Here is a 14223-nt window from a genome sequence, read left to right as displayed (position 1 = left end):
CCACGAGAGCCACGACCCCTACCAACCCCTGTAGGCGGAAGAGACCCATGAGACTCAAAACCCTCGCGGCGACGCTGGCCATCACGGTCGGCCTCAGCATGCTCCAGCCCCTCCCGGCGTACGCGGAAGATCCTGATCTCGGCAAGATCTCACCGACCCTCACGGATCGTTTCCGCACGCAGCCGTCCTCCGATTTCTGGATCACCTTCGAGACCGGAGCCGACCTCGCACCGGCGCGGAAGATCACCGACTGGGCGGCTCGTGGCCGGTTCGTCTACGACGCGCTGACCGCGGCGGCGAAACAGTCCACCGCCGCCGTCTCCGCCGAACTCGACCGGGCCGGCGTCAAGTACACCTCCTACCCGATCGCCAACGCGGTGCTCGTCAAGGGCGGCACCGAGAAGCTCGCCCTCGACATGGCGTCGCGGGCGCAGGTCGCCGAGATCCACGCGACACCGCAGGTCGCGCTGGTCGAACCGGTGGACGAGAAGATCAGCACCGAGCGGTCCGCGGTGGCCGAGGACGGCACCGTCACGTGGGGCCTGGAGTCCATCCACGCCCCGCAGGCGTGGGCGATGGGCGCCACCGGAGCCGGTATCACCGTCTCCAACCTCGACTCGGGCGTGCAGTTCGACCACCCGGCCCTGAAAGACCAGTACCGGGGCACCAAGGCCGACGGCACCGTCGACCACAACTACAACTGGATGGCCACCCGGGGCTCGTGCACGAGTGCGCCCTGTGACGACGACGGGCACGGCACGCACACCATGGGCACCATGGTCGGCGACGACGGCACCAACCACGTCGGTGTCGCACCGGACGCGCAGTGGATCGCGACGGACGGCTGCTGCAGTGACTCCGGTGTCGAGTCGCTGCTGCGGTCCGGCTGGTGGCTGCTCGCGCCGACCGACGTCCAGGGCAACAACCCGGATCCGGCCAAGCGCCCGCACGTCGTCAACAACTCGTGGGGCCAGAACGCCGAACACGACTTCAACACCTTCTTCCGGGCCATCGACGAGGCCTGGACCGCCGCCGGAATCTTCAGCGTCTGGTCGTCGGGGAACACCTCGCCGTTCGCGGCCTGCGACACGGTCTCCTCGCCCGGTTCCGCCGAGAGCGCCTACGCGGTCGGTGCCTACCAGTCGGACGGCACACTCGCGTCGTTCTCCCGCAAGGGCGAGGGCGAGAGCGGCCGGATCAAACCGGAGATCTCCGCTCCGGGCGCCGGTGTCCGTTCGTCCTACCCGAACAACAACTACATCGAGATGTCCGGTACGTCGATGGCGGCACCGCACGTCGCCGGCGCCGTCGCGGCCCTCTGGAGTTATGACCCGACCCTGATCGGGCAGGTCGACGAGACTCGCCGCCTGCTCGGTGAGTCGGCCGCCGACGTCGACGACACCGAGTGCGGTGGCACCGCCGAGGTCAACAACAAGTACGGCGAGGGCCGGCTCGACCTGGTCCGCCTGCTGGAACTCGCGCCCCGCAAGGGCGGCGTCCTCACCGGTGTCGTCACCGCCGGCGGCACCCCGGTCCCGGCCGCCGACGTGACGATCAGCGGCCCGTTCAGCCGGTCGATCGGCACCGACGAGGACGGCCGGTTCACCACGAACCTCCCGGTCGGTGACTACCGGCTCAGCACCAAGGCCTTCGGCTACCTGACCGCGACCGCCGACGTCACGATCAGTCTCGGCCAGGACACCTCCGTCAAGCTGCCGCTCACGGCCGCCGCGCGGCACGACGTCAGCGGCCGGGTGGTCGATGACAAGAAGCGGCCGGTTCCGAACGCGGACGTCGCCGTCAAGGACACGCCGCTGAAGCCGGTACGCACCGGGGCCGACGGCGCGTTCACGATCACCGGCGTCCCCGAAGGCGCGTACCAGCTGGCCGTCACGCCCAACGCCTGCTTCTCGCCCAGCACGGTCCCGCTGACCGTCGGCGCGAACAACGAGCCGGCCGAGATCCCGGTCGGGCTCATCGTCGACAAGGGCGGCTACAGCTGCGCCGTCACCGAGGGTGAGTACCTGCGCGGCACCGAACCGGTCGCCTTCCCCAGCGGGGTGTGGACCACGGTGAAGCTGCCGTTCCCGATCGCGCTCTACAACGGCAGCCACGACACCCTCGGCATCGGCCTGCGCGGCGTCATCGCCCCGGACGGCAGCACCGGACCCGGCTACGGCGGCGCGGGCATCTTCCCGCTGTACGTCCAGACCCCGGTCCAGTTCGCCACCGGCGGTGGTGTCTTCACCGCGGCCACCAAGGTCAACGGCGAGGACGCGTTCGTCGTCGAGTACCGCAACGCGCGGCTCTGGTCCTATCCGACCCGGTCGGAGTACTCCGAGCCGGTCAACTTCTCGGCCACGCTCACCCGCTCGGGCACCATGATCTTCGGGTACGGCGACGGCATCGGCTCCGACGACCCGGTGACCGCCGGCAAGCACGCCGTCACGGGCATCCAGGGCTGGGCCGGTGTCGACGGCATCCGGTTCTCCGACAGTGCCCCGATCCTGCGGGACGGCATGATCGTCACGTACGACATGCCTGACTTCGGCTACCTCGACGCGACCGTGGCCGACCAGAACGACGGGCTGCCGGTCGCCGGTGCGAAGGTCTCCTTCAGTAACGAGAACGGCCTGGTGGAGACCGTCACCACCAACGGGACCGGCATCGTGCACCGCCAGCTTCCGACCGGCGGTTACACCATGACGGTCGAGGCGCCGAACTACACGACCGCGACGTATCCCTTCTCGCTGACGCAGCTCTATGCGAAGGCCGAGATCGGCGTACGCCTGACCACGGGCGCCGCCGGGCTGAAGGGCGACGGCCTCGACGCGCTGCTGGGCACCGATCAGAACGGCGTGGGCTCACTCACGCTGACGAACAACGGTTCCGCGCCCCTCACGTACCATCTGGGTGAGGCCGCCCGGCATCCCGAACTCGACGCCGCCGATATCACCGCACGCACCGGCAAGGTCGACCTCGCCGCGTGGAAAGCCGGTGCGAGCGGCATGAAGGCGTCGGACGTCGACGGCAAGCCGGCCACCTCGAGCGCCGCGGAAGCGCAGGCGGTCGCCAAGGTCGGCGCGACTTCCGGCGGTGACGTCATCACCCGGATCCCCATCTCCGGCACGATCGCGGAGAAGGAACCCTCCGGCATCGGATACGACGGCGACGTCTGGGTCCACGACTACGACAAGCGGACCAACACCGCGTACACGGTGACCGGTAAGAAGACCGGGAAGGTCTTCGACGCGTCGTGGAACCCCGCGTACCGGGCGTTCGACATGGCCCTGGACACCAAGACCGGTGACATGTGCCAGATGGAGGACAGCCCGGCCAGCTACATCCACTGCTTCGACCGGGAGACCGGCAAGGAGACGCGGCAGGTCAAGGGTGACTGGTCCACGCTGCAGCTGACCGGTCTCGCCTACAACCCGGCGCGGGACGTCTTCTACGTCGGCGGCCGCCGCAACGGCATGATCGGCACCGTCGCCGGCACGTCGCACGACAAGCCGGGCGCGCTGCTGTCGTTCTGTGCCCCGCCGCTGCCCGAGGTGATGGGCCTGGCCTACAACCAGGCGTCGGACACGATCTGGTACACCGATCTCACCTCGAACCGGCCCACCCGGCTGCTGCAGGTCGACCCGGTCGACTGTTCGCTGGTGAACGCGTGGTGGTTCCCCGGCCAGAAGGCGGGCCAGGGCGGCGGCCTGGAGACCGACGCCACCGGGGCACTGTGGGCGGCGGACCAGATCGCCGATGACGTCGTGCTCGTCGACGTCGAGGACGACCTGCTCACCGACCTGCCGTGGCTGTCGCTCTCCGCGACCGGCGGTACCCTCGCCCCCGGCCAGACCACGACCGTCAAGGTCTCGATCACCTCCAACGGCGTCAAGCCCGGAGTCCAGGGCGCGAACATCGTGGTCCGGTCCGACTCCGGCCGGCAGTCCAAGACCTACGTCCCGGTGACGCTCACGACCACGAAGTACCAGGTAGGCGTCAACGCCGGCGGCGCGAAGTTCACCGACGGCTCCGGCTACACCTGGTCCGCCGATCAGGCCTACCAGGGCAAAACCAAGGTCAACACCACGAAGAGCCCGATTGCCGGTACGACGGACGACACCCTGTTCCAGTCACAGCGCACCACGACGGACAAGCAGCTGTTCTACCGCTTCCCGGACGCGCCCAAGGGCACCTACACGATCGACTTCGGGTTCGCCGAGATCGACAAGGTGACCAAGGGCAAGCGGGTGTTCGACGTGCTCGTGGACGGAGCGCTGACCGACTACGCGTACGATCCGGCCGCCGCCGTGGGCCCGAACACCGCCGACTGGCGTAAGGCTGTCGTGCAGCACGAGGGCGGCCCGCTGACCGTGGAGCTGCGAGGTTCGAAGGGCCTGAAGCCCCCGACCATCGCCGCGCTGCGGGTGACCCTGGACCCGCGCGCTGACGTGGCGGAGCCGGAACCCCAGCCCGAGCAGCCGGACCCCGGTCCCGTGCCGGTGGCGCCCGCCGGTCGCTCGTACACGATGAAGGTGACCGACGGGCTCTACCGCCAGGGCACACAGGAGTCCGGCTGGCACGGCGACGACCTCTGTGGCCCGCTGTGGTTCGACGCCGGATACCTGCAGCCGTTCTACGACGGCGCCTGGGACGGCGTGTGCGTGACGACGAACGGCACGCTGACCTTCGACCGCGCCTACACGTTGGGGAGCAACACGGCGCTTCCGTCCTCGTACCCGATCGACGCGATCTACCCGTTCTGGGACGACCTCGTCGTCGACGACGAGGCGGGCATCTACTTCGGCACCACCGAGGTGGACGGGGTGGCCGCTCAGGTGGTCGAGTGGCGCGATGTCGCCTTCTACAGTGACCGGACCGCTCGGGTCAGCTTCTCGGTCACCTTGATCGCCGACGGCCGGATCCAGATCGGCTACGGCGACGGCGTCGGCGGCGACAACCCGCTGACCCAGGGTTCATCGGCGACGGTCGGGGTGGAGAGCCTGAACCGCAACCCCGCGATCCAGCACTCGTTCAACCAGACCGTCCTGAAAACCGGCCTGGGGCTGGAGTACAGCCTTCCCGCAGCGGGCACGGTCGAAGGAACGGTCACCGACCGCAACGACGGCAAGCCGATCGTGGGCGCGATCGTCACGCTCGGCGAGCGGGTCATCACGACCGACGTGAAGGGCCGGTGGAAGGCCCAGGCGCTGGTCGGCGAGAACACCGTGCAGGTCTCGGCACCGAACTACGTCACCACCGGCCACGCGGTGACCATCGCCGAGAAGGATCAGGCCGAGGTGCGGAACACGGCACTGACCACCGGCATCGCCACCGTCACCAGCGGGAACCTCGACTGGCTCCTCGACGCGGGCCGCAAGGCGACGGCCGAGGTGACCGTCACCAACAGCGGCTCCGCCCCGCTAGAGGTGCGGATCAGCGAGACCACCGACCTTCCGTGGCTGACCCTCACAGGCACGGCCGCGACCGGCCCGGTCAGCCTCCCGGCTGGCACGTCCACCACGGTCACGGTGACGGCCGACAACACCGGCATCAAACCCGGCGTACTGTCCGGGGAGCTGCTCGTGGCGTCGAACGCCGGCAAGGGCGAGACCCAGCTCAAGCCGGTCCGCCTGGCGACGTCGGCCTACGGCAAGAACGTCGACGCCGGCGGCCCTGGACACGTCGGCACCGGCGGCGTCGTCTGGTCGCCTGACCAGGCGCTCGGCTCGCGCTCCTGGGGCTACGTGGGCGGCAAAGCGCGCACCACCAAGGCCGCCATCGCCGGTACCGAGGACGACGCGTTGTTCCGCACCCAGCGGACCGGCGAGACGTTCAGCTACGTGTTCAAGAACGCCCCGGCCGGGACCTACCGGATCGACCTCGACTTCGCCGAGTTCGAGAAGCTCAAGCCCGGCAAGCGAGCCTTCGACGTGCTGGCCGACGGCAAGGTCGTGCTCTACGACCACGACGTGCAGGCGAAGGTCGGCACCCTGACCGCAGACACGAACAAGGTGACCGTCAAACACACCGCCGGCGACCTGACAATCGTGTTCACCCGCGAGAAGGACGAGGCCGACCCGATCCTCAACGCCCTGAAGATCCAGGAGGACCCCCGCCTCTGACCCGACCCACCCAGTGATCAGGCCTCCCCGACGAAGTCGTCGGGGAGGCCTGATCACTGCCGGAGAGACAAGAGCCTTCAGAACCTGGAGGGTGTACTCCACGTCGCGGTCGATACGTTCGAACAGGAGGCCCGCGGATGACTCGAACCGCGGGAAGAGACCGGGCTCGACGGTGATCTAGATTGGCCCTCGGTCGACACACAGGGGATGACATTGACGGTTCTCGGCTGCCGGACCTGCGGATCGGCTCTGACGGTTCCGGTGTCGAGGGTGGCGCTTCCGGTTCACGCGCGTCAGAAGTACCACAACGGGCCGGGTTCGATCGACCCGCCTCTGGAGCCTGGCACCTTCGCGGTGGATCCGCTGCCCTTCGGTTCGCCGCAGCGACGGTGGGCCGAACTCGAAGCCGGTGAGGCCGAGATGCTCGGCTGGTACGCGCCGAGGTTCAATGTCTCCGACGGGCCGGCCGACTGGGTGCTGCTGGCTCCGGGTGATGTCCGCGGCGCCGTCATCGACCCGGCCCTGCTGAGCGAATACGGGTGCTGCGGCCTGGACGGCAGCGAACCCAACATGGTCTGCGTCACCTGCGGCACCCCGGTGGCTCTCCGGATCGACGACTGCGGAAGACGGCAGGAGGTGTGGCTGGACCCTCGGACGACCCGAGCCGTCGACGACGGACCCGGCCCCTACCCGGTGCTCGGCTGGACGGAACTGATCGATGAGCGGCCCGGCATTGCGCCGACCGAACCGAACGGCTTCTGGCACCCGGTGTGGGAGCCCGCCGTGGCCTCGGCACTGGCGCATCTGCTGGCCGCCTCGGACGGCGACCCGATCCTGATCGCGGATCAGCGGGTCGCCGTGATCTTCCGGCCCGTCCTCGACCGTCTCATCGGGCCGGCCGGCGCCCGGCCGGAGCGCACCTTGGTCCTGGCCGGCCCCGGCCTTCCGGCCGCCGTCGGTGACCTCGCCCTCGTCCCGGTACATCCACAGACCGGCGACCGCTGGCCGGTGAACGCGCCGGTGAAACCGGTCCCGCTGGCCTGGGACGCCTGGCACAATCTCGCGTTCCACCGCGACCCGAAACCGGTCGGACGGTCAGTCCCGATTCTGCCCGAGGCACTGCCGGCCCAGATCCCCGGTCAACGGCTCCTACCGGACAGCCCGACCTTTCTCAGAGTTCTGGCCCGGCTGCCCGAGGTCAGACAGCCGTGGCTCCGTGCCCTCTACGAACGGGGCCATCCCTACTACCACTACTGCAGCTTCATCGATGTCGTGCCGACGATTCCGGGCGCGGTAACCTGACCGGTGGTGTTGGTTCGCCCTGTCCGCCAGACGGGGTGTCGTAAGAGGGAACCCGGTGCGATACCGGGACTGCCCCGCAGCGGTGAGTGGGAACGACCGCCGTCATCAAGCACTGGGCCGCGCACGCGGTCTGGGAAGCGACGGCCAGTAGGTGGCTCCGCGTCAAGCGAAGCCGTGCCCGCGAGTCCGAAGACCTGCCAGCACCGCGTACGCCGGACGGTGTGCGCCGCCGGCGGTCTCTCGGGAGGACCAGGGGTGAGAACCCTTCCTTCTCGGTGTGCCCGTCGGCCACTTCGAGGGAAGAGGACCCATCCGTGAGCAGCACTTTCGGTCAGAGCACGGTGCTCGGCTATCCGCGTATCGGTGCCAACCGTGAGCTGAAGAAGGCCGTCGAGTCGTATTGGGCGGGCCGCATCGGCGCCGCCGCACTGGCGGACACCGCCGCCGAACTGCGCGCCGAGGTGTGGCAGCAGTTGCGCAACGCCCGCCTGGACGGCATCCCGTCGAACACGTTCTCCTACTACGACCACGTCCTGGACACCGCCGTCGCGGTCGGCGCGGTTCCGGCCCGGTTCACCCGGCTGGGCCTGTCCGCCTTGGACACCTATTTCGCGATGGCGCGCGGTGTCGACGCCGAACCGGCTCTGGAACTGACAAAGTGGTTCGCCACCAACTACCACTATCTGGTTCCCGAGATCGACGGTGAGACGACCTTCACCCCCAACCCCACCAAGCCGCTTGCCGAGTACGAGGAAGCGCAGCGCCTGGGCATCACGACCCGTCCGGTGCTCGTGGGCCCGGCGACGTTCCTGCTGCTGGCGAAGGGTGCCGACCCGTTCGCCAGGCTCGACGAACTGGTCGAGGTGTACGCCACCATCCTGAACGTGCTCGCCGACGCGGGCGTCGAATGGGTGCAGCTCGACGAACCGGCCTACGTCGCCGACCGCACCCCGGCCGAGATCGACGGGCTGCGCCGCGCCTACACCCGCCTCGGTGAGCTGGCGAAACGGCCGCGGATCCTGGTGGCCACCTACTTCGTCGAGATCGGCGACGCGCTACCGGCCCTGTTGGACACCCCGGTCGAGGCGATCGGTCTGGACCTGGTCGCCGGCCCGGGCAACGTGCGCCGTCTCGCCGCGGCCGGCCCGCTGGGTGGCCGGACGATCGTGGCGGGGCTGGTCGACGGGCACAACATCTGGCGTACCGATCTGCGTGCCGCCATCACCGTCGGCGCCACCGTCACCGCGCTAGCCGATCACGTCGCCGTGTCCACGTCGTGTTCGCTGTTGCACGTGCCAGTCGACCTGTCGGTGGAGACGCGGCTCGCCCCGGAGCTGTTCGAACGGCTGGCGTTCGCCCGGCAGAAGGTCGACGAGGTGGTGCTGCTCGGCAAAGCGCTGCGCGATGGCACGGCTCATGTTCCCGTACCGCCGCAGTCTGCTCCGGAAGCCTGGCACAACGGTGACGTGCGCGCCCGCCTCGCCGCGCTGACCCCCGCCGACCGGGAGCGCGGCGCCTACCCGGACCGCGCCGACGCGCAGCAGGCGCGCCTGAATCTGCCGGAACTGCCGACGACCACGATCGGTTCGTTCCCGCAGACCGCGGCACTGCGGCGGGCCCGCGCCGACCTGCGGACCGGAACCATCGACGACTCCACCTACGCCGCGCTGATGCGAGCCGAGGTCGAGCGGGTGATCCGGCTGCAGGAGGAGTTGGGCCTGGACGTGCTGGTGCACGGCGAACCGGAACGCAACGACATGGTGCAGTACTTCGGCGAACAACTCGACGGCTTCGCCGCCACCGACCACGGCTGGGTCCAGTCGTACGGTTCCCGCTGCGTGCGCCCGCCGGTCATCCACGGTGACGTGTCCCGCAAGGCCCCGATGACGGTGGCCTGGTCCACGTACGCCCAGTCGCTGACGGCGAAGCCGGTCAAGGGCATGCTCACCGGCCCGGTCACCATTTTGGCCTGGTCGTTCGTCCGCACCGACCAGCCGCTGCCGGACACCGCCGACCAGGTCGCGCTGGCTCTGCGTGACGAGACGGTGGACTTGGAGGCCGCCGGGATCACGGTGATCCAGGTCGACGAACCGGCCCTGCGGGAGACCCTGCCGCTGCGCCGCGCCGACCAGAAGGCCTACCTGGACTGGGCGGTCGGCGCGTTCCGCCTGGCCACCAGCGGTGTCACCGACGCCACCCAGATCCACACCCACCTGTGCTATTCCGAGTTCGGCGAGGTGATCGGCGCGATCGACGCCCTCGACGCGGACGTGACGAGCATCGAGGCGTCCCGTTCCAAGATGGAGGTGCTCGACGACCTGGCCACCATCGGCTACCGCCGCGGCGTCGGCCCAGGCGTGTGGGACATCCACTCGCCGCGCGTGCCGTCCCAGCAGGAGGTCGTCGCGTCGTTGCGGCTCGCGGCCGAGGCGGTTCCGGCGCGCCGCCTGTGGGTGAACCCGGACTGCGGCTTGAAGACCCGCGGGTACGAGGAGACCGAGGCGTCCCTGCGTCACCTGGTAGCGGCGGCCGCTGAACTGCGCTAGCCCTCTGCGCGGGTGGAGGGTTCGGGCGCCCGAACCCTCCTAACCCGGCCGCCGGGTGTTCAGCACGCAGTCGCCGCAGGTGCCGCCGCCGGGGATGCGGTAGTAGAGGCAGCAGTTGTTGCGGGCCAGGTACCAGCGGGCCCGCGCCGGATCGGGCCGGGTCAGGGTGGCGGTTCCCCGCAGTGGCGGCAGTTCGAGACACCCGGTGACCAGGGTCGCGGCGGTTTCGGCGGCGCCCGGCATCGCGTCGGCGATCATGCCCGCCGCACCGCCCAGCGCCGAGGCGACATTGCCCCACAGCACCTGCGGCGACAGCCGGAACCGCTCACGGAAGACGTCGAGCACCGGCTCGACCAGACCCCGGATCGCGGTACGCGAGAAGAGTTCGGCTGTGCCGGGCCCGCTGTCGAGTCCGTGCCAGGCGATCGGAATCGGTCCCGCCTCGACCTGCCGCCACCACAGCCGTTCCACGTCGGCGATCGGCAGGACGCCGCCGGTGGCCACCGCCCCGAGCAGCGGTGACAGCAGCCGCGACGCGAGCCCGAGGAAGATGATCGACGCCGCGGCCCGCTCGTCGATGTCCGCGTGGTCCAGCCCGCCGAGCCCGGCCAGGGTCCGCCGCCCGATCCGAACCCGCTGGGCGATCACGTCAGGGTCGAGCAGTTCCCGCACCGGCCGCCAGCCGGGTTCACCGTCGTAGGGTTCCCACGCGAAGTAGGGGCCGAGCCGGGCCGCCGCTTCCAGAGCCGCCCCGGTCACGCCGCGACCGTTCCGGCCATCCTGTTTTCGAAGGGTCACGCCGCGACCAGCCCGGCGACTGCCGCCACCGCGTCGGCGAGGTGTGGGCACGCCCGGCCTCGTCCGGCTTCGACGACGGCCGGCCGCCACGCCGGGTCACCGATGCAGGGTGCGAGGATTTCCGCCGGCATCGGTCCGGGACCGTCGCACCAGAGCACCACGACCGCGGGCCGGGCCCGGGCCACCGCGCCGCCGATCACCTCCCCGCACAGGCCGGCGCCGAGGTGTATCGAAGCGGTTCCGCGTTCGGCGAGCGCGGCGGCGAGTGCGTCGAGGGCGGCCACGTCCCGGCCGTGGTCGGCGGCCATCAGCAGCACCGAGACCGGCGTACCCGCAGGTGGGCGGGGCACCGCGGCAAAAACCTCACTGAGGGTACGGGTGAGCAGCCGCCGCGCGATCGCCTTGCGCGTCTCCGGGTAGCGGGCGTGCCCGATGTGACTGAACGCGGGCCCGGCCATGGTGTGCCAGGTGTGCACGACACCATGCCCGGCCACCGAGGCCGCCAGGGTCTCCCGCAGGGTGAGCACGTCCATCCGGCGGGCGGCCCGGGCCAGCCCACGGGCTTCCGCGTCGGTACCAGGGTCACCGCACGGACGGTCGGCAGTCCATGATGTGGTCTCGCGGCGGGCCTGCCGGGCGGCCTCGGCCGCGGGCACTCCTCGGGTGGTCAGCTGCGCCATCACGGTCAGCGCGGCGACGTCGTGCGAGGTGTAGCGCCGATGCCGCCCGGACTCGTGCCCGGACGGGCCGAGTCCGTACCGCTGGTGCCAGGTCCGCAAGGTGGTCGGGGCGACACCGAGCCGCCGGGCGAGTATCCCGGCACTCAGCCGCTCCTCGACCGGCGCGTGCATCATCAGCTGTTCTCCCACCGCCGACCCGCCCTCGAGGTCACCGACAACACCACACCAGGTCAGGCGCGGGCAGTGGCAGGTATTCGGACTCGCGGGCACGCACCGTCGCCCACTCACCGCTGCGGGGCAGTCCCGGCTTCCCACCGGGTTCCCTCTTACGACACCCGATCTGGCGAACCGGGCGAACCGACTGCCCACCCATCCTACGGGGTACGCCCCATCCGTCCCGACACCGATCGTCTCGTCCCGGCCGCCCTATTCCCCGCGCCGTCGAGGGCGTTGTCGACCAGGGCGATGGCGAATTCCTCGGTCAGGGGGGCGTCGGGGATGAGCAGGCGGTGGTAGCACGCTCCCCAGAGCTGGTCGACGAGAATGCCGAGGTCGAGGTCGTCGCGCAGCTGACCACGCTCGCGGGCCCGTTCGAAGGCCGCCATGGCGAGCGCGCGGCGGGTGGCCGAGTAGTGCAGTGAGAACGCCGCGGACAGCTCGGGGTCGGTCTGCGCCACCCCGATCAGTCCCGCGAGGATCGCGCCGGTGCCGTCGGTGTTGAGGAGCCTGACGAAGGTGCAGAGCTGTGCGGTGATGTCGGCGCGGATGTCGCCGGTGTCGGGGAACTCCAGAATGGGTTCACTGTGGGTGAAGTAGGCCTCCGCTGCCAGTGCCCCGGCGGACGGCCACCACTTGTACAGGGTCATCTTGCTGGAGCCGGCCGCGGTGGCGACCCGGTCGAACGTGACCGCCTTGATCCCCTCGCTCAGCAGCAGCTCGGTGGCGGCACGCAACACGCCTGCCCGGACCTCGGCGGCCGGCCGGCGGCCACGTCCTCGTCGCTGCGGTGCCACCGGGGGCGACGACTGCTCAGCCATGGTCGTTCCTCTCGTCTCGACAACTCCGCCCTCAGATTAGTGGACAACTAGTCTTTATCTCGCTACGGTTATATGGACACCTAGTCCACATACCTGGAGGGCACATGTCCGGCAACCTCACTCCCACCCGCGTCGCCATCGTGACCGGAGGATCCGGCGGCATCGGTCGCGCCGTCGCCGAGCGCCTGGCCGCCGACGGCATCGCCGTGGTGGTGCACTACAGCGGCAACGAGGCCAAGGCCGAGGACGCGGTGAAGCAGATCGTCGCCGCAGGCGGCCAGGCCACCGCGTTCGGCGGCGACGTCGCCGACCCCGCGGAGATGGCGGCGTTGTTCCAGCACGCCACGGACACCTTCGGCGGCGTCGACGTCGTCGCGCACACGGCGGGCATCATGCCGCTCGCGCCGATCGCGCAGACCGACCTCGACACCTTCGACCGCATCCAGCGCACCAACGTGCGCGGCACCTTCGTGGTCAGCCAGCTCGCCGCCCGGCAGGTGCGCGCGGGTGGAGCGATCATCACCTTCTCGACGTCCATCACCCGGCTGCAGATGCCCACCTACGGCGCCTACGCCGCCTCCAAGGGCGCCGTCGAGGCCATGACCCTCGTCCTCGCCCGCGAGCTGCGCGGCCGCGACATCATGGTCAACACCGTCGCACCCGGCCCGACGGCCACGCCGCTGTTCTTCGAAGGCAAGAGCGAGCAGGTCATCAACCACATCGCCTCGCTCAACCCGATGGAACGCCTCGGCACCCCCGAGGACATCGCCGAGGTGGCCGCGTTCCTCGCCGGACCGGGCCGCTGGGTCAACGGCCAGGTCCTCTACACCAACGGCGGTGCCGCCTGATGGCCGTGGTCCTCATCACCGGCTCCAGCACCGGCATCGGCCGGCTGACCGCACTCACACTCGCCCGGCTGGGACACACCGTCCATGCGAGCGTGCGCTCCCTCGCCAGCGCTGACGGCACCGCCGCCTCGGCCGAGTTCGCCGCCGTCGAGAACCTGCACGCCCTGGAGCTCGACGTCACCTCTCAGGAGTCCGCGAACAAGGCCGTCCGCTCGGTGGTCTAGCAGTCCGGCCGCCTCGACGTCGTGATCAACAACGCCGGTCATCTGTACGTGGGTTACGTCGAAGCCTTCACCGACGACGACCTCACGCACCTGATCGACGTCAACGCGGTCGGTGCCCACCGGGTCAATCGTGCCGCCCTGCCGTACCTGCGGGAGCAACGCTCCGGCACGCTTCTGTACGTCGGCAGCACGATCATCGTGACGACCCCACCGTTCCTCGGCCCGTACGTCGCGTCGAAGGCCGCGTTCGACGCACTCGCCGTGGTGACGTCCTACGAGGCGTCGCAGTTCGGCATCGAGACCAGCATCGTCATGCCGGGAGCCATCACCCGGGGCACCTCGCACTTCCCGAACGCCAGTCGTGCCTCCGACACCGCCGTCACCGCCGCCTACTCCGCCCTCGATCCGCTGGTCGCGCGCAACGAGCAGGCCACCGCCGCACTGGTACGGCAGGACGTCGACCCGGACCCGCAGGGTGTCGCCGACGAGATCGCCCGCGTGCTAGCACTGCCCCGCGGGCAGAAGCCCTTCCGGACGGTCGTCGACTTCACCGAGGCCGGCGTCGACCACGTGATGGCCTTCGCGGACCTCACCCGGGAGGCTTTCGTTCACCGTCTCGGCTTCGGCGAAACCCTCCGGCTACCGTCATGACCCCCGTGGAGG

General features: G+C 69.9%; 7 protein-coding genes, 1 pseudogene and 2 riboswitches. Of the genes and pseudogenes, 5 read left to right on the top strand and 3 right to left on the bottom strand.

Going from position 1 to position 14223, the window contains the following annotated elements; all coding sequences use genetic code 11:
• Positions 1–47: 47 nt before the first annotated feature.
• The 3 genes from BLU81_RS08950 to metE all read left to right on the top strand — a co-directional run bounded on the left by BLU81_RS08950 (position 48) and on the right by metE (position 9973).
• Positions 48–6125: a S8 family serine peptidase gene (locus BLU81_RS08950; RefSeq protein ID WP_092543326.1), complete on the top strand. Its 6078-nt coding sequence runs from the start codon at positions 48–50 to the stop codon at positions 6123–6125.
• A 213-nt stretch (positions 6126–6338) separates the two neighbouring features.
• On the top strand, positions 6339–7427 hold the full coding sequence (locus BLU81_RS08945) for a hypothetical protein (RefSeq protein ID WP_092556802.1): 1089 nt from the start codon (positions 6339–6341) through the stop codon (positions 7425–7427).
• A riboswitch (cobalamin riboswitch) is annotated at positions 7421–7643 on the top strand. (Overlaps the previous gene by 7 nt.)
• A 98-nt stretch (positions 7644–7741) precedes the next feature.
• Entirely contained in the window at positions 7742–9973 is a 2232-nt protein-coding gene (metE, locus tag BLU81_RS08940) for a 5-methyltetrahydropteroyltriglutamate--homocysteine S-methyltransferase (RefSeq protein WP_092543324.1), read from the top strand.
• Positions 9974–10012: 39 nt separating this feature from the next.
• On the opposite strand, the gene BLU81_RS08935 is transcribed toward metE, so the two are convergent.
• The 3 genes from BLU81_RS08935 to BLU81_RS08925 all read right to left on the bottom strand — a co-directional run bounded on the left by BLU81_RS08935 (position 10013) and on the right by BLU81_RS08925 (position 12488).
• The gene (locus BLU81_RS08935; RefSeq protein ID WP_092543322.1) at positions 10013–10732 is read right to left on the bottom strand and encodes a (2Fe-2S)-binding protein; all 720 of its coding nucleotides are present in this window, start codon (positions 10730–10732) and stop codon (positions 10013–10015) included.
• A gap of 35 nt (positions 10733–10767) precedes the next feature.
• Complete coding sequence (locus tag BLU81_RS08930) at positions 10768–11625, bottom strand: MerR family transcriptional regulator (protein ID WP_092556800.1); 858 nt, start codon at positions 11623–11625, stop codon at positions 10768–10770.
• Between the two features lie 55 nt (positions 11626–11680).
• Positions 11681–11828, bottom strand: a riboswitch (cobalamin riboswitch).
• Positions 11826–12488 carry a TetR/AcrR family transcriptional regulator gene (locus BLU81_RS08925; protein WP_092543320.1) on the bottom strand — a complete coding sequence of 221 codons (663 nt, stop codon included), beginning with the start codon at positions 12486–12488 and terminating at the stop codon, positions 11826–11828. Its footprint overlaps the riboswitch before it by 3 nt.
• Positions 12489–12592: 104 nt before the next feature.
• On the opposite strand from BLU81_RS08925, the gene BLU81_RS08920 reads away from it, so the two are divergent.
• Both BLU81_RS08920 and BLU81_RS08915 read left to right on the top strand, forming a co-directional pair.
• Positions 12593–13336, top strand: coding sequence for an SDR family oxidoreductase (locus tag BLU81_RS08920; protein ID WP_092543318.1), 744 nt, complete (start codon positions 12593–12595; stop codon positions 13334–13336).
• Positions 13336–14211: pseudogene (locus BLU81_RS08915) on the top strand (SDR family NAD(P)-dependent oxidoreductase). The gene BLU81_RS08920 and the pseudogene BLU81_RS08915 overlap by 1 nt, the downstream one beginning before the upstream one ends.
• The last annotated feature ends 12 nt before the right edge of the window (positions 14212–14223 follow it).

The organism is Actinoplanes derwentensis (assembly GCF_900104725.1).
Taxonomy (GTDB): domain Bacteria; phylum Actinomycetota; class Actinomycetes; order Mycobacteriales; family Micromonosporaceae; genus Actinoplanes; species Actinoplanes derwentensis.
This window is presented reverse-complemented; position numbering and strand designations above follow the sequence as displayed.